The sequence below is a fragment of the Paenibacillus mucilaginosus 3016 genome (genome assembly GCF_000250655.1).
GTDB classification, from domain to species: domain Bacteria; phylum Bacillota; class Bacilli; order Paenibacillales; family NBRC-103111; genus Paenibacillus_G; species Paenibacillus_G mucilaginosus.
The window spans coordinates 8,106,270-8,129,142 of record NC_016935.1; the positions used below are offsets into that span (position 1 = coordinate 8,106,270).

Sequence of the window (22,873 nt, forward strand, 5' to 3'; positions counted from 1 at the left end):
CCCCCGGACAGCCCCACTCCACCGCTTAAGCAGCGGAAGTAACCAAGTTAGCCTTAAACGTTCGATGAAAATAATACTCCAGTACACCGATGCCCGCTACAAGAGTCAGCAGTTCGACAAGCGAAAGCTCCCCCATGGTAACGCCCGACACCAGAACGAAAAATACGAAAGCAAGACCGAGATCCGCTACCGTCGCCACCACATTGTTGGTCACCTTCAGAATAAACCGGTCTCCGACCACATAAGCGATGACACTAAGAAGCACCGACGTAACGACCGCACCGCTGAAGGATGTCCCGGCGAATATCACCAGAAAAGGAACCGTGATAAGTCCGTTAATCATTAGCTTCATCAATAATAAACGCATCTCACAAACTCCTTTTTTCCGTGCGGATGCCTCAAGCGATTACCCCTTTAGCGAGAGCAGCCACTCTTGGTAGCACGAACCGCACAGAACCTGAAATTCTTTCTCCCGCCCGTCTTCTTCATACACTGTTATACTGTGAGCCGACTCCGCATCTCTTTCACAATACTGACAAGTGTACATCATCTGGTTCGTATCTCCTCCGTGTCTGAATTAAATAAACATATTGCTGTCTGAAGCTGAGATGCTCCGATCTTTCTGCTTTCATTTTTCCTTGCGGACCGGGAGCGTATGCACCGTTCCAGCTTCCAATATGCTCCCCCGCACCGGCCGTAGAAAAAGCAAAAAGCCTCCGCGGATTGTACCGCAGAGGCTCTTGAACCATAAACCAAAGTTACACCGACCACTCTTCCAGCTTCAGCTGAGGGTCGGCCTTCAAATCCAGGGAGGCGAACTGCCCACGCCGAAACTTGAGGAATGCGGCGGCGCCGATCATCGCCGCGTTGTCCGTGCACAACGGAAGCGGCGGCGCCAGCAGCGGAACGCCGGCTTCCGCGCAGCGCGCTTCGAGCCGCGAGCGCAGTCCCTTGTTGGCGGCGACACCGCCCGCGAGCAAGAGCTGTTTGGCGCCGTACGCCTTGACGGCGCGCAGGGCCTTCTCGACCAGGACCTCGACCACCGAGTCCTGGAAGCCCCGCGCGACGGCTCCGGCGGAAAGCGTCTGCCCTTTCATGGCGGCCGAGTTCATGGCCGACAGCACCGCCGACTTCAGCCCGCTGAAGCTGAAGTCGTAAGAATCCGGCTCCAGCCAAGCCCGGGGAAGCGTCAGCGCTTCCTCGGACTCCAAGGCCAGCCGGTCGATATGCGGGCCGCCCGGGTAAGGCAGCTTCAGTGCCCGGGCGACCTTGTCGTAAGCTTCTCCCGCGGCGTCGTCCCGCGTCTGGCCGATGATGCGGAAGTGCCCTTCCGATTCCACGTAGACCAGTTCCGTATGCCCGCCGGAGACGACCAGCGACAGGAACGGATACTCTAGGCGGTGCACCAGCGCATTCGCATAAATATGCCCGGCGATATGATGGACGCCGATCAGGGGAAGCCCCCAGGCACAGGCGAACGCCTTGGCCGCGACCATGCCGACGAGCAGGGCCCCTACAAGGCCCGGGCCCTGCGTCACCGCCACAGCCGACAGCTGCGAGGGATGCAATTTGGCTTTATCCAGAGCTTCCTGAAGAATCCAGGTGATGGATTCCACATGCTTGCGGGAAGCGACTTCCGGCACGACGCCCCCAAAGCGCTGATGGGTTTCGATCTGGGAAGAGACGACATTCGCCAGAATCTCCGTGCCGTCGCATATGATGGACACCGCGGTCTCGTCACAGCTGGTCTCTATCGCCAATATATAAACCGGGGTACCGGAGGTGTCAGCTCCGGCCGCCGGCTCTTTTGCAGGGTTAGTTTCGTTCATCTCTCGTTCCTCTCCGTCCCTCTAGGCTTGATCCTTCATGCGTCCCGCCTTCGGCAGGTCAGCCCACATGATGACGGCGTCTTCCTGATTATCGGTGTAATAGCCGCGGCGGACCCCGACGGAACGGAATCCGAGCTTCTCGTAAAGACCGAGTGCCACATGGTTGGAAGGCCGCACTTCGAGCGTCATCCGGATAGCCCCGTACAGGCCCGCAGTCCGCTGCATCTCCCTCATGAGGAGCTCGCCGAGTTTGAGGCCGCGGAACTTCGCCCGAATCGCCACGTTGGTGACATGCGCCTCCTCCATAATGAGCCACATGCCCCCGTATCCTGCAATCTCCCCATCCACTTCGAGCACCAGATAGCGGGCAAATTGGTTGTTCGTCAGCTCGTTATGAAAAGCCCCGGCTGTCCAGGGCGTTGCAAAGGATTCCTGCTCGATCTCGCAGATGACCGGAATATCCTCCGCCCCCATCGGTCTGAAGCGGTAATTCAGACCTGCCGGGACGGAAGCCGGCCGCGCAGGTTCTTGTTCCATGGCAGGACGTCCTCTCTTAGGTTCGTTTGGCGGCAAGAAGATTTGCTTCCGCCTCCGCCAGCTGCGTATAATTCGGCACCAACCCGTAAACATCTTCGGTTTCCCCCCGCTGCCAGCGAATCCGGCCGAGCTCCGCGACATGCCTGGCCTTAAAGGCAAAGTTCGTTTGGTTCCATTCTCCTTCGAAGCCTGATTGAAGCACACCCAGGGCCTGCCCGTGAAGATGAGCATCTCCGGTGCACACTACGCCCTGAGGCTTATGAAGACGGACAAGCTCAAGAAGCTCCTCCGCCCAGACGGAGGTCAGCCGAATGCCGTCCGGAACCAGGCACCGCCAGCCTGCGGCCGATGCCTCATAGAGTCCGGTGAAGGCCTGGCCGCGGCGGGCATCGATCAAAGGAATCACCCAGCGTGTCCCTCCCGCCGGCGCCGTCGGAAGAAGCCGCTCCAGGGCTCCCAGGTCACCGTCTTTGACGATGCGCAGGTCCACCGTCTCTTCGTCTGAGTTCTCAGCCGATGCGTGCTGCGGATGAAGTGCTTCCTCCAGGCCGCCGAGCGCCATCGCTTCCAGCGTCGAAACCCCCAGCAGCGCTAGGCCGTGGGTCCATGCAAAGGTCTTGGCGACCGTCACGCCGATCCGCGTGCCCGTATACGAACCGGGACCCACGCCGGCGGTGAAGGCCGACAGCTCGGCCGGCTTCACACCGCTGTCCTCCATAAGACGCTGCAGCGCAGGCACCACATACAGCGAATGGTTGCGCTCCGCACTTACCGTAATCTCCCCGAGAAGCGAGCCGCCCCGGGACAGCGCCGCCGTCATCGATACCGTAGAGGTATCGACGGACAGCATCAGTCCCTCCTCCTCGTACTGCCGGGCCCCGCTTGATGTTGTCGTCATAGTCCGTTCTCCTTTAACTTCCCGCACCACTTCCGGTAGGGTTCCCCGTGCGGCTGCAGCCTGAAGATGCGTTCCTGCTCCCCGGCATGCTCAATGCGGATCTCCAGCCGGGATTCGGGAAGAAGCTCTTCGATGAGGGATCCCCACTCCACCAGCGTCACGCCGGAGCCATAAAAATACTCATCGAGTCCCAGCTCGTCCGCTTCCTCCGCCGACAGCCGGTATACGTCCATATGATAAAAGGGAAGCGTCTCCCCCCTATATTCCTTGATGATCGTGAAGGTCGGCGAATTGACCGTTTCCTTCACGCCCAGTGCCCTGCCTACCGCCTGGGAGAACGTCGTTTTGCCGGCACCGAGATCCCCGTCCAGCGTGATGACGGTCCCCGGGCCGAACAGCCCTGCAAGCTGCTGCGCAAGGAATGCGGTCTCTTCCACATTCCGGGATCTGTATTGATATGAGGACATGCTCCCGGGCCCCTCCCTTCAACCTGCAAAATGGTTATAGCCTTTCTTCTCCAGGGGGACGGTGTCCCCGCCGCTGCGGATCAGGCGGACCGAACCCGCTTCAGCCGTCACAACTCCGATCAAGTACAGCGGCATGCCTGCATCCTTGAATTTCATCTGCAGGGCCGGCGCGTGCTCCGCAGGCGCCGTACCGAGCAGCTCGTAATCTTCGCCGCCGAACAGCGCGTAATCCAGCGGCTCTTTGCCTGCTGCAGCCGCGTGCCGGCAGAGGGCATCCGAGAGCGGAATCCGCTCTTCCAGCAGGTCCATGCCGACGCCCGATGCCTCCGCAATCTCCCACGCTTCGCTCGCCAGTCCGTCACTCACATCATTGAGCGCATGACACCAGGCGGACTGGCGGAGTAGCTCGCCGGCTTCGATCCGGGGAAGGGGCCGGCAGTGCGCCTCGATGAGCGGGCGCAATTCCACGTCAGCCCCCGCCCAGACGTCTTCCCAAGAAGAAGCCGGCGCCCGGCGGGACAGCAGCCAGTCGAGCCCCGCTGCGGAATTCCCGAGCTCCCCGGTCACGAAGACGACATCCCCGGGTACGGCCGTGGAACGCAGCAGCGCACCGCCGGCTTCCGTCTCCCCAATCACGCTGACGGAGACGGTCAGTCCGCCGGAGCTCGATGTCGTATCGCCTCCCGCCACGACCACACCGAACCGGTTGGCGCAGTCATACAGCCCTTCATAGAGAGAGTGCACCCGCTCCACAGGATACGATCTCGGCATGCTGAGCGAGACCAAGGCGAACCGGGGCGTGCCCCCCATGGCCGCCACATCGCTTACGGCCGAAGCCATCGCCTTGAAGCCGATATCCCGGTCGCGCATCGTGACGGGAGTGAAATGCGTGGTATCGGTCATGGTATCGCAGGTCAGAATGAGCTGCCGGCCGGCCGTCACTTCCACGACGGCGGCATCATCACCGATGCCCGTCACCACGCCCCCGGCCCGTTGAAACGCAGGGGATTGCCTGCCTCCGGTCAGAAGCCGGATCAGGGAGAATTCGTCGAGGGCTTCCGTTCCCACAGCATCCGCCTCCGCTTCCTTTATTAGCAACTATTATAGCCCTATGTCCTGCCTCTAGCAACCGAGCCCGGCGTCCCCGACCCCGGCAGAACAAAAGATGGGAAACGGCGCTGCCGCCCCTCTTTTGGACAAGCATGGCACTCCAAAACAAAAGACCCTTCATCCGCTGGGGACGAAGGGCATCTATCGCTATCTTTAGGTACACTGCACTTGATTTAGGTCACTTCCTGCAGTTCATCCACCGGAACAACCCGGGAGTCTGCCGGCTGATCTTCCACATGGACCTTGGCGGTCTCTTTCTCCGGGTCGACGCTGTCGATCCAAACGGAAACCCCGTTCAATTCCACTTCAATCCGGTCCTCGGCTCTCAAAATTTCCTGTGCGCGGAACACTTTCATTCTTCGGTCCCTCCACCCGTTACCGACTCAGAAAAATGCATGGTGTCGGTCGTCGTCTCCTCGATCAATCCGTTCTGGTAGGATACCGTTCCTCCGCCCAGGCCTTCGTTGATCATCCGGTCGATATCCATAAAGTTGGAATCGCGCCCCTCATGGGTGGCATCGTTATCGTACAAGCTTCCCGACGTATTCGCTTCACTCATTGCTTTCTTAGTCGCCTCCTTGAACCGGAATTCCGGGCCGGCCGCCAATCAAATCTTCGGCGGAGCCTCTCCCCGTAGCATGTCCAAAAAAAGTAGGCCGTCATGCGTCCCTCTGTAATGAGATGCTCCGGATGTGCGTATACTAGTTCGTATAAGAGGGCCGTTTCCAGGCCAAGGAGGGATCCGTATGCATACGGTGTGGAAAGGCGCCATCAGCTTCGGTCTGGTGCATGTTCCCGTCAAGATGTTCTCGGCGACGGAAGATAAGGACATCTCCATGCGCATGATACACAAGGAATGCAATACGCCGCTGAATTTCGTCCGCAAGTGCCAGCACTGCGAACGTGAGGTCGAATGGGGAGAGATTGCCAAGGGGTATGAATACGAACCCGGCTCTTTCGTCCTCTTCGAGAAGGATGAGCTGGAGCGCCTGACCGGCGAAGTCACCAAAGAAATCAAGATCCTCGACTTCGTCAATCTGTCGGATATCGATCCCGTGTACTTTCAGAAAACGTATTATCTAGCGCCTAACGAAACGGGGGCGGGCGCTTACAACCTGCTGCTCGAAGCGATGAGGCAGTCCGGTAAGATCGGCATCGCAAAGGTATCGATCCGCTCCAAAAGCTCTCTGGCCGCCATCCGGATCATCGACCGCTGCATCGCCATGGAGACGATCTTCTATCCCGACGAAATCCGGCCCGTCTCCCATGTCCCGAACCTGCCCGAGACCGTCAACGTGAACGAGAAGGAATTAACGATGGCCAAAATGCTGATCGAACAGCTCTCCACCGCATTTGAGCCGGAAAAATACAAAGACGACTACCGTGCGGCCGTACTCGAAGCGATCGAGCAGAAGATCTCCGGACGCCAGGTCAGCGTTGCGCCGGAACCGAACCGTTCGAACGTCATCGATCTGATGGCGGCGCTGCAGGCCAGTCTCGAAGCCGTGTCTCCGGTCGCCCCCGCGCCTTCTCCCGAACCGGCTGCGGAAGTCAAGCCGGAGAAGAAGCCCGCCAAGGGCAAAGGCAAGAAATCCAAGGAAGCGGCCTTATCGTAACGGTAACGGAACCTTCCGCTGAAGCCGCTCTTCCCCTTCGGGGGCAGGGCGGTTCTTTTCCATGCATACCGTTCCCCAATCGGATTCGGGCCAAGCTACAGCTTCTTGAGCTCCTTACGCTTGCGCCATCCCCTATACAGCCTGTAAATCGTATGCATGCCGAGGCCGAAGGAGACGACGATCCCGGTCAGCGTCACCCCGAGCGCGATATATTCAAAAGAGGAGTACTCCTGCACTTTGCTCCAGTCGATATCCCCCTTCAAATCCTCGATCACCTGGTTCATCCCGTAGATGCCGCTGATGACGGTATAGATCGTCAGAATCTGCAGCAGGTAGCTCGAACGCTTCGACGTAAAGTCTTCCTGGTAGGTATAGAGGTCGGAGAGCGTCTCCTTCACTTCCTTGAAGAGATGGTCGCTCCCGAGATGATCTTTCACCTGGAGAAAAATATCCTTGCCCTGAGACTGGGAGACCACTTCCAAAAAATAATATTTGGCTGAGAACAGGGTAATCGCACGGATCAGTTCTTCGATTTCATCCTGGTTTTTCTCCAGCTGCACATGCGAGTACCGGGTGGAGAGCTTGAGCAGAACGATTTTGTAGAACAGGTTCAGGAGTATGGCGTAGTAATACTCTCCACACATATGGCTGCCGATAGCCGCTGCGGCCTGGTGCTCCTGATTCGTGAGACAGACGAACGATGTTTCTTCCGTCAGATAATAGGTGTGGGGCGCCCAGCGGTCATAGGCGTGCTTGCGGCAGTAGCGGCTGATATAGTCGGAATTCGAGGCGCTGATATAGGGGCGCCCCTCCTCGTCAGTGCCGTCGATGCGCGATCCCCGGTAAAGATCGATGTCTGTGATCTCCTGCTCTTGATCGAAGGCATACAGGGAGTGCACGAACATCCGCTCATCGACGAAGAACGGCAGCTTCTCGAAATACGATTCCTTGAGCTCCGTCTTATCCATATAAGGCATCATTCCCGGCACGAGCTTGTGGAAGATCAGATCCTCCACCTCCTGGTAGGCATCCCCCTCATCCACGGTGAGAAGGGTCCGCTTCTGCTGATCCTTCAGGTTCTGGAGAACGCGGAACCGGCCTGCGAACTCCAGCGCCTGCGTATAATGGAGGTCCTGGCGGTCAAGCTCCGTACGCAGGGTGATGAAGCCGATGTCGAACGGGCACAGAATGACGTCCACGGAATGGATCGTGAACCGGATGCTCCCGGATTCCGTGTCCATGCGGCACGGCAGGCTCATGCTCTTCGAGAACCGGCGAAGGCCTTCGTCCTCGTCCCGGCGCGGAAACAGAATCCGGTTCGTAAACGGAAGATAATAACGTTCGAGATTATGGTGCGATACCCGGAAGTCCTCCCCGTAGAAGGCATCCTCGAGACTCAGGTTCTGAAGATAAAAGGGATGGAAGCCGTCTTTCATCATCTGGTGCTTCACCTGGTCCCTGCTGTGCCGGTCCAGGGAGAACGGGAAGATAAACTGGTGGAGAACGAACTGGAGAGGCTGGTCCGCAGGAATGGTCGGGGTCATGCGACTTGCTCCTTTTTGGTCACCGTTCATATCAACGTTTACCCCCTGCCGTCAGGCTTGTAACTGGAATGGCGGTGCTTCAAGCATACTGCCGAATGGTAATGATGCATATCAAACACTCCGAAGGGAGGGACGAACCTGTGGGGGTAGGATTCATCGCACTTTATCTGATCCTGGTTCTCCTCGTTCTGGAAATGGCGGCGTCCCTGCTCATCATCACGGGACTCGATCACCGGATCGCCCGGTTCCAGGCGCTGTCCATGCTGACGTCCACGGGCTTCACCACCAAGGAATCGGAGCTGATTCTCCGCCATCCGGTCCGCAGGAAGATCGCCATGTTCCTCATTCTGTTCGGCGTCTTCTCACTGGCCGTCATCATCTCCTCGCTGAGCAGCCTCATGACCCGGAGCTTTCAGGTTCCCCAGCTTCTGCTTGTGACCACCCTCCTCGGACTGGTGCTTCTTCTCATCAAAAGCAAACGGGTCTCGCGGCAGCTGAAGCGCAGGCTCCATCAGCATCTGGAAGAGGATTTTGAACTGCATGAACTTCCTGTACAAGAAATATTATACATCGATGAGGAGGATTTCATCACGGAAGTCTGCCTTCATGCCCAGTCTGCCTTTATCGGCCGGAAGCCCAAAGACATTGCGGGCCGCGAAGACGACCTGCTCATCCTGTACATCCGGCGCGGCATGGCCAAAATCCGCAAGGGGTGCCCGGACCTTCCCCTGAACGAAGGGGATACCCTCCTGGTCTATGGCAGCCGGAAGAGCATAGAAGGTAAGTTTTCGCAGGAACTGGAGAGAATGAAGGAAGAGATCGAACAGGAGGAGCAGATCATCGCCATGAAGTAAGCCCCTGATCTCTGCTCTTCAGACTTATCCCATCGCATGGAGGAATGCTCCCTTGGAATGGCAGCCCATCGTTCCGTTCGAGCCCATCCGCACCGAAACCGCGCCCTCCGGGGACGGGTGGGTCGGGCAGATCAAGTGGGACGGCACCCGTATTCTCACCTATGCTTCCGGCGGCACCGTCAGGCTCTTCAACCGCAAGGGCCATGAACGGACGCTGCAGTACCCCGAGCTGCTCGACCTGTCCTCCTACTGCACCGCCGAATCGGTCATTCTGGATGGAGAGGTCATTGCCATCGCGGACGGGCGCCCGAACTTCCAGGAGGTCATGCGGCGCGACAGCGTCCGCAAGGCCCAGCACCTGGCACTGGCGCAGAAGCAGGTGCCCATCTCCTACATGATCTTCGACATGCCGTATCTGGACGGGGAATGGATCACCGACAAGCCGCTGAGAGAGCGGCAGCGGCTGCTGCAGGAGCGGGTCCGCGGCAATGCCACCGTGCAGCTGGTGCCGAGTGTCGCCGGCATGAACGACCTCTTCGGCGTAATGAAGCAGCACAAGATGGAGGGCATTGTCTGCAAGGATCTCGAGAGCAAATATCTGATCGGCGGTAAAGACAAGCGCTGGCAGAAAATGAAGATCTACAACGATCTGGTGGCGGTCGTCGGCGGGGTCACCCACCGGGCGGGCCAGGTCAACGCGCTGATGCTCGGCCTGTACGACGCCGAAGGCCGGCTGTGGTATATCGGCCACGCCGGTACCGGGCGGTTCACCCAGCAGACTTGGCGGGAGCTCACGGAGAAGGTGCGGGAGATGACCCTGCCCGAGCGACCGTTCGTCAACGTGCCCGAACGGAGCAAGGATGCGGTGTGGATCAAGCCCCTGCTCACGGTCAAAGTGAGCTATATGGAATGGACCGCCGGCCGGACGCTGCGCCAGCCGAGCATCCAGGCTCTGGTCGGCGCCCAGCCGGCGGACTGCACGTTCGGGCAGCTGGACGGCTGACGCCCGGAGGCCGTTGCGAGCCTCGGAGGGAGCTGCCCCCGAGTACGCCGGGGCGGGGCTCCGCCGCCGGCCGCATAAGGAAGATACCCTAAGAGGAGGTGCCCGATTGGCCGCACCTGTTAAGCCCAAATCCTCATCCTCCAAATCGGCCAAGGGCACGATCATGGTTCAGGGCCGGGAGCTGACGATCACGAATCCGCAGAAGCTGCTCTGGCCCGAAAAAGGCATCACCAAGGCCATCTACCTGGAGAAGCTTGCCCAGCTGGCCCCCTACCTGCTTACTTACTGCAGGGGAAGGTATCTGACGACGATCCGCTTCCCCGACGGCTGGAACGAGAAATCGTTCTATCAGAAGAATGTCCCCGAGCCGACGCCGGACTTCGTCGCTTCGGCGGAGCTGGAGGGCATCCGGTACGTGCATCTCGATTCCCTGCCCACGCTGCTCTGGCTCGGGAACCTGGCTGCGCTCGAATTCCACCCGTCGTTCCACCGCATCGGCAGCCCGCTGCCCGCCGAATGGCTGATCGACATCGACCCGAGCCTTGACCCTGAGCCGCGCATCATGGAGGCCGCGGAGATCATCGGCGGCATTCTTGACGGCATGAACATCCGGTCCGTCCCGAAGACCAGCGGCGCCACCGGCGTCCAGATCTATGTGCCGATCCCGCCCGAGAAGGGCTACACGTTCGAGCAGCTGCGCAAGATCGGCCAATTCGTCGCGAATTTCGCCGTGCAGAAGCACCCCCAGCTGTTCACGGTGGAGCGGCTGAAGAAGGACCGCGGGACCCGCATCTACATCGACTACCTGCAGCACTGGTACGGCAAGACCCTCTCCGCCCCTTATACGCCGCGGGCCCGGGAGGCCGCCTCGGTCTCCACGCCGCTGACCTGGCAGGAGGTGGCCGCCCGTCCGGATCCCCGGGACTTTCACCTGCTGAACATCATGGAGCGGCTGCAGCAGAAGGGCGATCTGATCGCACAGAACCCCGCGCAGAACCTCGATCCGATCCTGTCGTTCCTCAAATAAAAACGAGAGCAGCCTCCCCGCCGCACCAGGCGGTAAGGAGGCTGCTTGGGCTGCCCCGGCGGCCTACTCAGAAGAGCGGAGAGACCAGCCGGGCCAGCACTTCCTTGCCCTTCTGCCAGCGGGAGCGCTTCTCGAACTCTTCGAGCTTGATCTCCCGGCAGGCCTTCAGGTCCTGAATAAAATCGCCCTCGAGCCGCTGGATCGAAGCTTTGTCGAACAGCACCGCATTCAGCTCGAAGTTGTTGTAGAAGCTGCGCATATCCATATTCGCCGTACCTACCGTGGCGAGCAGGTCGTCAATGATCATCACCTTGGCATGGATGAACCCTTCTTGATAAGCATAGAAGCGCACCCCTGCCTGAAGCAGTTCCTCAAGATAGGACAGCGAAGCATAATTGACGATGCGGGAGTCGGAGTTCTCCGGATAGATGATCCGCACGTCAATGCCGCTGACCGCCGCCGCCTTGAGTCCCATGAGCAGACTGGCGTCCGGCACAAAATACGGAGTGGTGATAAAAATACGGCGCTTGGCCGTTGTGACCGACCCGAAGAACATCTCCAGCACGGCATCCCAATGGGCGTCCGGTCCGCTCGAGATTACCTGAACGGGCTTGCGGCCGCGGATTTCGTGCTCCGGGAAATATGCCGTCTCGGTGAGCCGCTCGCCGCTGACGAACAGCCAATCCCGAATGAAGGTCATCTGGAGCGAATAGACCGAATCTCCCTCCAGGCGCAGATGGGTATCCCTCCAGAAGCCAAGCGACGAATTGCGCCCAAGGTATTCATCCCCGATATTCAGCCCCCCGAGGAAACCGACGATGCCGTCGATTACGATAATTTTGCGGTGGTTGCGGTAGTTGATCCGCTTGTCGAAGAAGGCGATCAGGGCCGGAAGAAAGATATAGACCTCGCAGCCGGCCTGCTGCAGCTCGGCGATGAACCGGTTAGGAAGGTGATAGCTCCCGATCCCATCGAAGATGCAGCGCACCTGCACGCCTGCCCTCGCTTTACGGATCAACAGCTCCTGGAACCTGCGGCCGGTCGGGTCGTCGCGGATCGTATAGAACTCGAAGTGGATATGCTTCTGAGCTCCCTCTATCGCCTCGAGCATCTCGGGGTAGGCTTCATCCGCATTCGCCAGTACAAGGACCTCATTCTGGACGGTAATCATGGCACCGGGGATATTGTTGAGAAGGGCAAACAGCCTCGGCTCGTGCCTCCACCCCTGCAGGTGCTCCTCCTCGATCTGGGGATCGGCTGCCTTCATGTGCTTGCCGATCTGCCGGAGATCATGCACAAGACCCAGCCCCCTGCGCCTGACCTTCCTGCGCTGCCGGTACTCCTTCGCCAGAAAATAATACATCACAAATCCAATAACCGGGATTACGAACAGGATAAAGAGCCAGGCCAGCGCTTTGGGCGGGTGGCGGAATTCCCCGATAATGATCGTGAGGATCTGGAGGATGAACAAGATGAGGGCGAGGATGATCCAAAGCTGCATGGGACTTCTCCTTCCTTACCTGGGGTGGCTCTTGTAGCTTTTACCGCCCCCGTGTGCACTATTCCATTATTTTGCTGAAATTCTGAAAGCTTTGTCATAAAATTCTGGTTTTGGTTCAAAATATACCGGACACGCCCCCGGCAAAGCTTGGAATGAAGGACCGAAACAAACAGGAGGCCCGGCATGGTCATAACCAAGAAAGGCAGCAGGCCGAACCGGCAGCCCGGAGGGGATTCGCTGCACAAGCTGGATTACCGCTTCATCGACGAACTTCGCAGCGTTCCGGTCTCGATGGAGCTGGAGGACAATCGAACCTACCTGAAAGAGCTCTTCAAAGACGGATCGGACTTTGTGATCCGGGAGTTCCAGCTCGAACAAAGCGTGAAGGCCCTGCTGGTCTTCATCGACGGGATGGCCAAGACCGACCTCGTCAACGAGGCGATGAAATCCCTGATGACCCTCGAAGGCGGGGAGAAATTCATCGACAACATCTCCGCCTCCGTCCTGCCCGTCTCCCAGCTCCAGCCCGCGGACAATTATGGCGATCTGCTCCTCGGTGTGCTTGGCGGAGATACGGCTCTCTTCGTGGAGAAAAACAACAAAGCGCTGCTGATGGGCATCCGCGGGGCCGAAAAACGCTCCATCGCCGAACCGGAAACCGAAGCGGTCATCCGGGGGCCGCGTGAAGGCTTCACGGAGGCCCTGCGCACCAATACATCCATGCTTCGGCGGAAGCTCAAAACCCCGCATCTCAAGATGAAATCGCTGACGATCGGGCGGGAGAGCAATACAAGCGTCGTGGTCACTTATCTGGAGGATATCGCCGCCCCTTCCGTTGTGGATGAGGTGATCGGCCGGCTCCAGAAAATCAATATCGACGCCGTGCTGGAAACGGGGTATATCGAAGAGCTCATCCAGGATTCGGCATACTCCCCCTTCCCGCAGATTCAATATACGGAGCGCCCCGATACCGTAGCGGCCGCCCTGCTGCAGGGCCGGGTGGGCATCATCGTGGACGGCACGCCCTTCGTGATGCTCGTTCCCTTCGTCTTCGTCGAAATCCTTCAGGCCAGCGAGGACTATTACGAACGGTTCCAGATCGCCACCCTGATCCGGTGGCTGCGGTATCTGTTCCTGTTCCTCTCGCTGCTGACGCCGGCCCTGTATGTGGCGATCACGACGTTCCACCAGGACCTGCTGCCGACCACCCTGCTCTTGTCGGTCGCCGCCGCCCGGGAAGCGATCCCCTTCCCCGCCGTCATCGAGGCGCTGATCATGGAGGTTACCTTCGAGGCGCTTCGCGAGGCCGGAATCCGGCTGCCGAAGACCATCGGCTCAGCCGTCAGTATTCTCGGGGCGCTGGTTGTCGGCCAGGCCGCCGTGCAGGCGGGGATCGTCTCGGCTCCGATGGTTATCGTCGTATCGATCACCGGTATCGCCTCCTTCACCATCCCCCGGTTCAACGGGGCGATTGCGGTGCGGATGCTGCGCTTCCCGATCCTCATCGTCGCTTCCATCTTCGGGATGTACGGCATACTCATCATGCTGATGCTGATTCTGGGGCACCTGGCCTCCCTGCGTTCATTCGGTGTACCTTACCTGTCGCCGATCGGTCCGCTGTCCTCGGGTGACCTGAAGGATGTCGCCATCCGCGCCCCTTGGTGGGCGATGGCGAAGCGGCCGGCCTTCTTCCCGGTTCAGGATGGATTGCGGATGAGCAAGGATCTGCCCCAAGAGATCATGGAGCAGTCCGGACAGCGGGGCAAATCGGTCGATCATCCTTCGGCGGAGGAGGAGAAGTTATGAACAAAGCCGCCTGGCTGCGAATCCCCGCCATCCTGGGACTGATCTGCTGTCTTACCGGCTGCTGGGACCGGACGGAGATCAATGACATGGCGTTCATTCTGACCACGGCGGTTGACCTGGAGAAGGACGGAAGAATCCGCTTCAGTGTACTTGTGCCGCTGCCCGGACAGATGGGCGGCGCATCGGGGGGCGGAGGCGGTACATCGGGGGAGAAAAGTTACTATATTGACTCCGAGACCGGAGCCACCATCCGGGAAGCCCAATCGAAGCTGCAGCAGCGCATGTCGCGCCGGATGTTCCTGGCCCACCGCCGTACCCTGCTGGTCGGCGAAGAGCTGGCCAAGACGGGCATCCGCTATATTTATGATTCGACGCCCCGGACACCCGAGAACCGGATGACTACCTACCTGATCGTCACCAAGGGGAAGGCTTACGAGCTGCTTCAGGCCACTCCGAAGTTCGAACGGTTCCCGGCCGAGGCTTATCGTGAACTGGTAAAGTCCCGGACGGCGATCACGATGAACATGAAGGATATCGGCGTGTCGCTCAGTGCCCCGGGCAGTGACCCGGTTGCCCCTTATATGGAATTGACGGAATCGCAAAAAAGCGAAAAACCCTCCAAAGAGATCGAGATGGCCGGTTACGCCATGTTCAAAGAAGATAAGATGGCGGGTACGCTGGAAGGAGCCGCAGCGGACGGTCTCGCCTGGCTGAAGAACAAAACGATCAACACCGCGATCAGCGTCAAGCTTGCCGAGGATATCAATGTGACGACCCGAGTCTTCGATTCACAGACAAACATCAAAGCCAAGGTCGCCGGAGGCAAGCCTCACTTCACGATCCAGGTGGTCTGCAAATCCAAGATTCTGGAGGTTACGAAGCCCTTTGATCTCAGCCAGACCGAGAATGTGGTCATGGTGGAGCAGCAGATCTCGGAGCACATCAAAAAAGCGATGCAGGCCACCATCAAGGAAATGCAGAACAACGAGTCGGATGCCGCCATGCTCGGCGGGTACCTCTGGCGGGCTTATCCGGCCCAGTGGGAGCAGAACTTCGCCAAGGACTGGCCTGCAGGCCTCAAGGACGCCCAGTTCCAGCTCCATGTCAGCAATGCGCTGACCGAGCCCGGCGACATTTATAATAACGTCACCCAGGAGGAGGGCTCCTCTTGAATCTTCAATTCCTGGTCTGGTTCGGCGTTCTGGTGCTGCTGCACCTCACGCTGAACATGAAATATTGGGTCAGACAGACCAAGGCCATGCTGTGGATGTTCGCGCTGCTGTACGCTGCCGCCATAGGTCTCTATCTGGGCCTGCTGCTCGGCATCAAACCGCCGATGCCGACGCAGTTCTTCATCAAGACAGTGTCTCCCACCGTATTCTCGATCATTCATCCGCAGCAGGAAGCTAAGCGGTAAGAGGAAAGGTGACCCATGTCCAAGCATCTGCTTGTTATCAACCAGCGACAAATGGCATGGCTTGTCGGCTCCCTGCTGACCGGCGGCGGCCTGATGTCCGTTCAGCATGAACTTGTCCGTATCACCAAGATGGATGCGTGGTTCTCGTATATTCTGCCGACGCTCTATGTGCTGTTCATCGCCTTCGTGTTCGCTCAGCTGTCCCGCCGCTTTCCCCAGCTGAATCTATTCGAGATCACCATGAAGATGTTCGGCAGGATGGCCGGGACCCTCGTCAACCTGGTGTTGATCCTGCATATTTGGCTGATCCTGATGCGGGATTTACGGGCTCTTGGCAAGTTCATCAATACGATGCTGCTGCCCAACACGCCGGAAGAGATCCTGGTGATGCTGCTGATGCTCATCCTCATGTTCTACGGCAGGACCAGCGTTGAAGTGCTGGCCCGGGTGAACGATCTGTTCTTCCCGCTCTTCTTTATCGTGATCGCGCTTCTCCCGCTTCTGCTCTCCAACGAGCTGAACAAGGAGCTGATCCAGCCGGTGCTGGTCAGCGGGCCGATCAAGATGCTGTATTCGAACCTGCTGAGCTTCGGGTGGTACGGGGACACGCTGGTCGCAGGCGCCTTCCTGCATACGGTCTGGAACGCAAGGCAGGTGCAGGCCGCCATCCGCCACGGGGCCATCATGGCCACCACCCTGCTCAGCCTCTTCATCTTCATGGTGCTGGTCGTGCTCGGGCCCGTCATGCCGGCGAACATGATCTACCCGAATTACAGCCTGGTGCAGCACGTTCATATTACGGACTTCCTGGACCGCGTGGACCTGCCGATCCTCAGCATCTGGTTTCCGGTTCTCGTCTGCAAATTGCTGATGATCTATCTGGCCTTCCTTACGGGGCTGGCCAGCCTGCTGCGGGAGAGGGATTACACGTTCATCAACTCTCCGGTCTCGCTGGTTCTGCTGCTGACCTCGATGCTGGCCTTCAAGAGCACAACCGAGGTGCATGCCTTCGGCAATTACAGCTCGCCGGTGATCATCCTGGCTTACCAGCCGCTGCTGCTGGCGGCCCTGCTGATCGGGATGCGCCGGTTCCCGAAGAAGTCTGCCGGGGAGCAGGCCTCCGGCGGCTCGGACGACAGCTCGAACGGCGGTTCAGGCTCCGCCAGCCCCCGCAGGAGCGGAGCTGCATCGGGAGGCGGGGGCGGAGGCAGCCCGGGGGCCCGTATCCAGCGGCGCTTCCAAGCCTTGAGCTACGGCCATCTCGTCCTGATGAGCAACGTCCTGCTCCTGCTCTGCGTGCTGTTCGTCGGGGCCGGCGTGTTCTTCGCCAAATCGTTCGCCATGCTGGGCGCGGTCGGGGCCCTGGGCTACACGGTCTGCCTGCTGCTGGCGCTGCTGACCTCGCACTTCGAAATGAACCGCGCCGATCAGCATGGCGGCTAGTCCTGCTCTGAATCAGCGGCCCGAAGGACCGGGCCCGCTCTCAGACCGGCTCCAGACCGATGATCTGTCCCATCGGAATGAGAAGGGTGAGCTCTTCCTCCTCCTCTTCCCGGGATACCCGGACTTCGATGAAATCTTTGCCGGTGAGCTTCAGCTCCGCTTCGAAGAGTCCCGCATACAGCGTGCGGACCTTCGCGGCTGTCCCGGGGCGCCCGGCGGCATGGCCCAGCAGCACGATCTCCTGCAGGCTCTGCGGGACGAAATAGCTGCCGCTGACGCGGATGAACCGCCGGCCGACCTTCTCGAGCACACCCGGCTCGCTCGCGAAGGCTTCCGCCTGCAGGGCCACTTCGTGGTTCAGGTGAAGCGCCAGCCGTTCCAACAGGTTCATGCGATTACTTCGCAAGAAAGACAATCCGATCCCTCCCAGGCGCTCTGCTATCCTAACTGTATGCCCGGAGGCGGGGATTCTTGACTGTCACAGCATGAAAGGAGTTCCCATGAATTTCAAGTGGTTTCGCAACAAGCTGACCTTCGTGATCATACCCGAAGCGAACGGCAGCGTCGTCCGTGTCAACCTCTCCCGCGGCCTGATCGGCGGTGCCCTGCTGCTGGCGGTCCTGCTCATCGGCGCGTCGGGGATCATCTACTTCCGGCACCTGCATTCCACGGCTTCGGCCTACCTCCGCACATCGGAGCTGAACGGCCGGACCGCGCGGCTCGAGCAGGACCTGAAGGGCAAGAACGCCGCGATCGAGCAGCTTCAAAATGAGCTGCATTCCTTATCGAAGCAGGCCGAGCAGGTGCACAGCCGGATGGAGGAAATGAAGCGGCTCGAGCAGGAACTGAAGAAGCTCGCCCCCGGCAGTGCACCGGCCTCGGGGGGCTCCGGCGGCACGCCGGCCGTCTCGGCGGCAGCCGGCAGCGGCGCGGCGGGAGGCATGGGCGGTCCGGCCGTTCCCGTGACGGCCAGGGATATGCAGGAGCTCGCGAATCTGACCGAGGCCCGATATCTCGAGCTCGAACGGGAGATGACCCGGCTTCAGGGGCATTTTACCCGCTCCAAGCAGCTCCTGCTCGAGAAGCTGGAGCGCCAGCGCCGCACGCCGAGCCTCTGGCCGACTCTCTCCAAGATCGTCACTTCGCCCTACGGGTACCGCAAGGACCCGTTCACGAAGAAGCTCAGCTTCCACCGCGGGATTGATATTGCAGGGAAGATGAACGATCCGGTCTATGCGGCTGCCGGAGGCACGGTGCGTGAGGTCGGCTACGACAAGCTGCACGGCCATAATGTGATTCTGGAGCATGCGGACGGCCTCAGAACCTGGTACATGCACCTGAGCAGCGCTTCGGTACGCAAAGGACAGACGGTCGACAAAGGCCAGCAGATCGGCAAGCTCGGCACGACGGGCCGCAGCACCGGACCGCATCTGCACTACGAAATCCAGCTGGGCGGCAAGAGCACCGATCCCGCTCCTTACCTGCCCGCCTCATATCGAAAGGAGAAAGGTTGACATGCTGAAATCCATGCTTGGACAAAAAGGCCGCGGTTCCAAAGCCGCCAGCGGGGTGACCCTCATCGGCGAGGGCTGTGAATTCGAGGGCGCGCTCCGGTCGGAAGCCGACCTGCGGATTGAAGGCGAGTTCAACGGGGTGCTGCAGGCCTCGGGCGAGGTCGCCATCGGCGAACGGGGACGGGTCCGCACGACGGACCTGCGGGCCCGCGATGTCGTCATCGCCGGCAGGCTGGAGGGCCGGGTGGAGGCCGAAGGCCGCGTGCGGATCACCTCCACGGGGAAGCTGATCGGCACCGTCCGCGCCGCCGTTCTGATGATCGAGCAGGGCGCGGTGTTCCAGGGCCAAAGCGAGATGATGGAAGAGGCGAGGCAGGAAGATGCGCCTCTGGCGATCGCCATGATATAATAGGGTGAAAAGCTTGCTTGTTTTGGGTAAAAGAGGATAAGCCCTCCGGCGCAGCCCGAGGCGTCTTTTGCGGTAACACCACAAGCCAAGACAGAGTAGGAGTAGAGGCCCATGACGAAGCAGACCATCTTATTTGATATGGACGACACACTGATCCACTGCAACAAGTACTTTGATCTGGTTGCCGAACAGTTCGCCGATCAGATGGAAACGTGGTTCCACGGCTACCATCTGTCGATCGATGAAGTGAAGAAGAAACAATCCGAGATCGACCTGGAGCGGGTGCTCGTCAGCGGTTTCGCACCGGACCACTTCCCCCAGTCGTTCGTGGATACGTATGAATATTATCTGAACCTCACCGGACGGCCGCGCAGCGAGCAGGAGATCGAGCGCCTCCGGGAGCTCGGCGCTTCCGTATACGGCCACGGCATCGAGCCCTATCCCCACATGGAAGAAACGCTCCGTACGCTTCAGGCCGAAGGCCATGAGCTGCACCTGTATACGGGCGGTGAACCGACGATCCAGATGCGCAAGGTCACGGAGGCGGGACTGCAGCGCTTTTTTGCCACACGGATTCATATCACGCGCCACAAGAACGCCGAATTCCTCGAGAGCCTGATCCGTACGAACGGATGGGACCGCAAGGTGACCTGGATGATCGGCAACTCGATGCGGACGGACATCAACCCTGCGCTCAAATGCGGCATTAACGCCATCTTCATGCCGGCCGAGCAGGAATGGGCGTACAATCAGGTCGAGCTTGAGACGGAACCGGCCGGCGCCTACTTCACGCTGCCGAGCCTGAACGCCATCCCGGATGCCATCCGCAGCTATACCGAGCCCAAGGCGGCCGCCAGCGGCTGACCCCATAGGTAAGATAAACGGATATGCCGTCCTTTTGCAGGACGATGCAAAAGGGCTTCGCCGTCCGGTAAGGACGGGATGCCTTGGCCGAAAAGCAGGGACCCTCGCGGATGACGGAAGGGTCCTTTGGTTTGGGGAAGGAGCTTTACTCCCGCGTCCAAGGCTTCAGTTCATATTCGCGGGGAAGACGGTCTGAGAGCTCATCCAGGAACCGGAGCGTCTCCCGCCGGCGCTGCACCGCATCCGGGAAGACCGGCTCCCCCCTGCCGCTCCGGATCCGGAGCGCTTCATCGATGACAGGCTGTCCGCAGGCCGCCGTCCGCTGCCGCACATAGGCAGCAGCCGCTTCCTTGGAGATGATGGCCCCCGTATCGAGGGTGTAATAGATGCGGCAGAACGTCAGCACGGCGAATTCGATCCAGAGGTCCTGCAGGAACAAATCAGGCTCCTTCCGCCTCCACGCCCAGTAGACGTCCAGATTATAGCTCATCTCGCGCCGGAGGCTTTCCCCGTCTAAGCGGACATCAAGCGCGGCCGCCGGTGCCCCGGCAATCCGGATTCCATGGTGCTTCAGAATCCACAGCGCCGCCAGTTTCGGCCCCGTCTCCCTGATTCCCTTGAAGCGCTCTCCCTCCCATTCGTAACAAGCTCCCGCAGCAAGGTTCAGCGGAGAGCCGCTCCGCATTCCGTTCAGCTTGTGCTCCGACGCATACTGCACCTCCATCCGCCGGCCGAATTCGTGCTCCCCAGCAAGCTTCGCATGGATGAAGGTCAGCTCCATTAACCATTCAGGATCCAAAGGTCCGTCGCTCACGCCCAGCACATCGACATCGCTGCACGGCGGACGGAACGCGTCAAGCGCGGCGGAACCGAGCAGATAAACCCCCTTCATCCGGCCGGGCAGCCTCTCCTCCAGCAGGTTCGCATAAGCTTGCAGCAAAGGCAGCAGGGCTGCCGGTATCCTGATCTCCATCCCTTATTCCTCCCGCTCTTCCTACTCTATGAGTTCCAGCGCCCGTTCCGCTCTCCACCGCGCCAGATTCCACTCCATCCACCGGGGCTTCTCTTCCTGCAGCCGGGTACGGTACGTCTCGGCCGCCACCGAGAGTTCCGCCAGATCCGGACGGCGGTGCTGCATCGCCGCCACATAAGGAACCGCTTCATAACCGAGCGAGCCCAGATAGCCTGTGTCCAAATGGCCCGTGCGCTCATAGCGGGCTATATTGCCCCGGGCGATCAAGCCGTCAACGCTCGCATAATTCAGGATCACATAACCTGCGAGCGCGGCGATCAGATAGCTGCGGACCAGCGGAAACTGCGGCTTCCAAAGCTTCACGAGAGCCAGCAGGAACAGCACGGTGAGCAGCAGCATAAAAGCATGGACCAGAATCCGCGTCACCGTAAAGCCGTAGGCCTCCTCGTACAGGGCCAGACGCAGATAAGCCGAGACGAGCATCACCGTGCTGAAGCCGACCAGCAGCGCAAGCAGGCTCCGGAGGGCCAGCCAGGCACGATTCCCCGGCCGGCGGACACCATAGACCATGGCGATGAGCACGGAGAGGTTGATCAGTGTGACCAGCACCAGCTCCGCGAACCCCTTGCGTGCATAAGCCGCATAAGTAATCCCTTCGGGGAGCTCGGCGCCGGCGAAGAAATACGAGAACTGCACAAGGGCGAACAGCGCATACACCGCGTTAAGCATCACAAGCATCGTGCCGGCCACTGTCGGGTCGATCTTGGGCAGGCCGGAGGGCGGCTCGAAGGCCGGTTCGGATGCTGTGAATAAGGAGCTTGCGGATGCGGGCCCGGTGATAGGGACGGGACCGTACTCCGGCGGTGAAGCCGGGCCGCCCTCCTCGCTCCTGCGCGGTTTGGGCCTATGCAGTCCGTTGATATAGGCGAAGAGGCCGACCGTCACGGCCGCCACCCACAGCAGACGGAACGCTTCCTCCCCCAGCTCCAGACCGGCCAGCAGGTCCGGCAGCCTGGCCAGCGACCGGTCGAAGACCGTGTCGGCGGAAGCGAGCAGCATCAGGACCATGAACACGAGCGGCGCCGACAGCAGCAGCCCGAGGAGCACCTTCCTCCCCTGGCCCGCCCCTCCGGATGAGGTCCTCCGGCGCTGCAGGACGGCCAGCAGCAGCTGGATCGGACGCGGCACGCTGCGCAGCGTCTGTACGGCGAGCTGCTCCAGAGGCTGAAACCACAAGGACTCGGCCGATGGTGCCGCGTGCCGGCTGCTCCAGGTCATATGTATGAGGATCAGCAGCGGGACCATCAGCGCATTGAGCATCAGGAGCAGCACGCCCGAATGCAGCATATAAGTCAGCGAGAGCAGGAGTACCGGCAGCAGCAGCAGGTTCACGGGCTGTTTCAGCGGGACCTCCTGCCGCGCTGCAGTTGTATAATACAGCGCGTAAAGGGCGGCGGCGAACAGCGGGTAAGACACGCCCCACGAGTGTCCATAGAACAGGTAGTGATGAAGCACGGCGCAGCCGAAAGCGGCGGCCAGCAGCCTGAGCTCGGCACGATTGGTGTCGGTTGGTTGCATCGCGTTCTCAGCCCCTCTTTCCCTGAAGAATCATCCGGAGGAATCGCACCGCCAGACGGCGGAGGCCGCGGACCGCCTCCACCGGGACCATCCCGGCTTCAGCCTTCCCAGAGGCGCCTTCTTCCGCTGCCTCTTCCACCGACTGCAGCTGCAGAGAGGCCTGCGGCTCCTGCCTCAGCTCCTCCCGGAGGGTAGACCATACCTCTTCTGCGCGGAGCTGGAGCAGCGAGGCCGCATGCTCCCCCCGGCGCTTCGCACAGGCCATCCGGGCCAGCAGCCAGACGCAGCGTGCGAGTTCCTCGGGCGCAGCCGCCCGAGACAAGCTCCTGCGGAGCTCCAGCAGGATCTGGCTCTCCCACGGCACGGTGAGGGCATCGGGACGGACGGTTCCGTCCCCGTTCCTTCTGCTTAGGGTCATCTCATCGTCTCCTTCCCGCCGGAACAACGGCGGATTCGTCTTACACCCTATTCTAGCTTGTAAAA

The 22,873-nt window shown here is 60.1% G+C and carries 25 protein-coding genes; 11 read left to right on the plus strand and 14 right to left on the minus strand.

The genetic code is table 11. The annotated features are described in order from the left end of the window. Window positions 1-25 precede the first annotated feature (25 nt). From PM3016_RS33740 to PM3016_RS33775, 8 genes are all read right to left on the minus strand, one after another. Complete coding sequence (locus tag PM3016_RS33740; protein WP_014372476.1) at window positions 26-367, minus strand: DUF2512 family protein; 342 nt, start codon at window positions 365-367, stop codon at window positions 26-28. Window positions 368-758: 391 nt separating this feature from the next. Beyond that, a complete protein-coding gene (gene tsaD / locus PM3016_RS33745; RefSeq protein WP_013920988.1) occupies window positions 759-1,829 on the minus strand; it encodes a tRNA (adenosine(37)-N6)-threonylcarbamoyltransferase complex transferase subunit TsaD in 1,071 nt (356 codons plus the stop codon). Window positions 1,830-1,850: 21 nt separating this feature from the next. Then, window positions 1,851-2,366 (minus strand): ribosomal protein S18-alanine N-acetyltransferase, encoded by a 516-nt coding sequence (gene rimI, locus PM3016_RS33750; protein ID WP_013920989.1) that lies wholly within the window; start codon window positions 2,364-2,366, stop codon window positions 1,851-1,853. Window positions 2,367-2,382: 16 nt separating this feature from the next. Beyond that, window positions 2,383-3,264, minus strand: a complete 882-nt coding sequence (gene tsaB / locus PM3016_RS33755; protein WP_014372478.1) for a tRNA (adenosine(37)-N6)-threonylcarbamoyltransferase complex dimerization subunit type 1 TsaB — start codon at window positions 3,262-3,264, stop codon at window positions 2,383-2,385. Then, on the minus strand, window positions 3,261-3,731 hold the full coding sequence (gene tsaE / locus PM3016_RS33760) for a tRNA (adenosine(37)-N6)-threonylcarbamoyltransferase complex ATPase subunit type 1 TsaE (protein WP_013920991.1): 471 nt from the start codon (window positions 3,729-3,731) through the stop codon (window positions 3,261-3,263). The genes tsaB and tsaE overlap by 4 nt, the downstream gene beginning before the upstream one ends. Window positions 3,732-3,749: 18 nt before the next feature. Continuing rightward, a complete protein-coding gene (gene thiL / locus PM3016_RS33765; RefSeq protein WP_013920992.1) occupies window positions 3,750-4,799 on the minus strand; it encodes a thiamine-phosphate kinase in 1,050 nt (349 codons plus the stop codon). 215 nt (window positions 4,800-5,014) lie between these two features. Next, on the minus strand, window positions 5,015-5,197 hold the full coding sequence (locus PM3016_RS33770) for an H-type small acid-soluble spore protein (protein ID WP_013920993.1): 183 nt from the start codon (window positions 5,195-5,197) through the stop codon (window positions 5,015-5,017). Beyond that, window positions 5,194-5,400, minus strand: a complete 207-nt coding sequence (locus PM3016_RS33775; RefSeq protein WP_014372479.1) for a hypothetical protein — start codon at window positions 5,398-5,400, stop codon at window positions 5,194-5,196. Before PM3016_RS33775 ends, PM3016_RS33770 begins: the two co-directional genes overlap by 4 nt. Window positions 5,401-5,587: 187 nt before the next feature. Here PM3016_RS33775 and ku point away from each other — a divergent pair, with 187 nt between their 5' ends. After that, on the plus strand, window positions 5,588-6,457 hold the full coding sequence (ku, locus tag PM3016_RS33780) for a non-homologous end joining protein Ku (protein ID WP_013920995.1): 870 nt from the start codon (window positions 5,588-5,590) through the stop codon (window positions 6,455-6,457). Window positions 6,458-6,552: 95 nt separating this feature from the next. Here ku and PM3016_RS33785 read toward each other — a convergent pair whose 3' ends face one another. After that, window positions 6,553-8,001: a magnesium transporter CorA family protein gene (locus tag PM3016_RS33785; RefSeq protein WP_014372480.1), complete on the minus strand. Its 1,449-nt coding sequence runs from the start codon at window positions 7,999-8,001 to the stop codon at window positions 6,553-6,555. Window positions 8,002-8,141: 140 nt separating this feature from the next. On the opposite strand from PM3016_RS33785, the gene PM3016_RS33790 reads away from it, so the two are divergent. From PM3016_RS33790 to ligD, 3 genes are all read left to right on the plus strand, one after another. Continuing rightward, window positions 8,142-8,855, plus strand: a complete 714-nt coding sequence (locus PM3016_RS33790) for a TrkA C-terminal domain-containing protein (protein WP_013920997.1) — start codon at window positions 8,142-8,144, stop codon at window positions 8,853-8,855. Window positions 8,856-8,907: 52 nt separating this feature from the next. Beyond that, the gene (locus PM3016_RS33795) at window positions 8,908-9,858 is read left to right on the plus strand and encodes an ATP-dependent DNA ligase (RefSeq protein ID WP_014372481.1); all 951 of its coding nucleotides are present in this window, start codon (window positions 8,908-8,910) and stop codon (window positions 9,856-9,858) included. 106 nt (window positions 9,859-9,964) lie between these two features. Further along, window positions 9,965-10,885 carry a non-homologous end-joining DNA ligase gene (gene ligD / locus PM3016_RS33800; RefSeq protein WP_014372482.1) on the plus strand — a complete coding sequence of 307 codons (921 nt, stop codon included), beginning with the start codon at window positions 9,965-9,967 and terminating at the stop codon, window positions 10,883-10,885. A 67-nt stretch (window positions 10,886-10,952) separates the two neighbouring features. Here ligD and cls read toward each other — a convergent pair whose 3' ends face one another. Continuing rightward, window positions 10,953-12,386 carry a cardiolipin synthase gene (gene cls, locus PM3016_RS33805; RefSeq protein WP_014372483.1) on the minus strand — a complete coding sequence of 478 codons (1,434 nt, stop codon included), beginning with the start codon at window positions 12,384-12,386 and terminating at the stop codon, window positions 10,953-10,955. Between the two features lie 183 nt (window positions 12,387-12,569). On the opposite strand from cls, the gene PM3016_RS33810 reads away from it, so the two are divergent. The 4 genes from PM3016_RS33810 to PM3016_RS33825 are packed head-to-tail and all read left to right on the plus strand — an operon-like array spanning window position 12,570 to window position 17,052. Beyond that, window positions 12,570-14,192, plus strand: coding sequence for a spore germination protein (locus tag PM3016_RS33810; RefSeq protein WP_014372484.1), 1,623 nt, complete (start codon window positions 12,570-12,572; stop codon window positions 14,190-14,192). Then, window positions 14,189-15,364 carry a Ger(x)C family spore germination protein gene (locus tag PM3016_RS33815; RefSeq protein WP_014372485.1) on the plus strand — a complete coding sequence of 392 codons (1,176 nt, stop codon included), beginning with the start codon at window positions 14,189-14,191 and terminating at the stop codon, window positions 15,362-15,364. Before PM3016_RS33810 ends, PM3016_RS33815 begins: the two co-directional genes overlap by 4 nt. Continuing rightward, complete coding sequence (locus PM3016_RS33820; RefSeq protein WP_013921003.1) at window positions 15,361-15,609, plus strand: hypothetical protein; 249 nt, start codon at window positions 15,361-15,363, stop codon at window positions 15,607-15,609. Before PM3016_RS33815 ends, PM3016_RS33820 begins: the two co-directional genes overlap by 4 nt. A 15-nt stretch (window positions 15,610-15,624) precedes the next feature. Next, entirely contained in the window at window positions 15,625-17,052 is a 1,428-nt protein-coding gene (locus tag PM3016_RS33825; protein ID WP_014372486.1) for a GerAB/ArcD/ProY family transporter, read from the plus strand. Window positions 17,053-17,092: 40 nt separating this feature from the next. Here the strand turns inward: PM3016_RS33825 and PM3016_RS33830 are convergent, their stop codons facing one another. Then, entirely contained in the window at window positions 17,093-17,443 is a 351-nt protein-coding gene (locus tag PM3016_RS33830) for a hypothetical protein (protein ID WP_014652941.1), read from the minus strand. Window positions 17,444-17,552: 109 nt separating this feature from the next. Here PM3016_RS33830 and PM3016_RS33835 point away from each other — a divergent pair, with 109 nt between their 5' ends. The 3 genes from PM3016_RS33835 (at window position 17,553) to PM3016_RS33845 (ending at window position 19,839) form a co-directional block, all read left to right on the plus strand. Continuing rightward, on the plus strand, window positions 17,553-18,566 hold the full coding sequence (locus PM3016_RS33835) for a M23 family metallopeptidase (protein ID WP_014372488.1): 1,014 nt from the start codon (window positions 17,553-17,555) through the stop codon (window positions 18,564-18,566). Window position 18,567: 1 nt separating this feature from the next. Beyond that, entirely contained in the window at window positions 18,568-18,975 is a 408-nt protein-coding gene (locus PM3016_RS33840) for a bactofilin family protein (RefSeq protein WP_013921008.1), read from the plus strand. Between the two features lie 111 nt (window positions 18,976-19,086). After that, window positions 19,087-19,839, plus strand: coding sequence for an HAD family hydrolase (locus PM3016_RS33845; RefSeq protein WP_013921009.1), 753 nt, complete (start codon window positions 19,087-19,089; stop codon window positions 19,837-19,839). A gap of 145 nt (window positions 19,840-19,984) precedes the next feature. On the opposite strand, the gene PM3016_RS33850 is transcribed toward PM3016_RS33845, so the two are convergent. The 3 genes from PM3016_RS33850 to PM3016_RS33860 are packed head-to-tail and all read right to left on the minus strand — an operon-like array spanning window position 19,985 to window position 22,808. After that, the gene (locus tag PM3016_RS33850) at window positions 19,985-20,812 is read right to left on the minus strand and encodes an aminoglycoside adenylyltransferase domain-containing protein (RefSeq protein ID WP_014372489.1); all 828 of its coding nucleotides are present in this window, start codon (window positions 20,810-20,812) and stop codon (window positions 19,985-19,987) included. 21 nt (window positions 20,813-20,833) lie between these two features. Continuing rightward, the gene (locus tag PM3016_RS33855; protein ID WP_014372490.1) at window positions 20,834-22,390 is read right to left on the minus strand and encodes a DUF4153 domain-containing protein; all 1,557 of its coding nucleotides are present in this window, start codon (window positions 22,388-22,390) and stop codon (window positions 20,834-20,836) included. Window positions 22,391-22,397: 7 nt separating this feature from the next. Beyond that, entirely contained in the window at window positions 22,398-22,808 is a 411-nt protein-coding gene (locus PM3016_RS33860) for a hypothetical protein (protein WP_013921012.1), read from the minus strand. Window positions 22,809-22,873 lie beyond the last annotated feature (65 nt).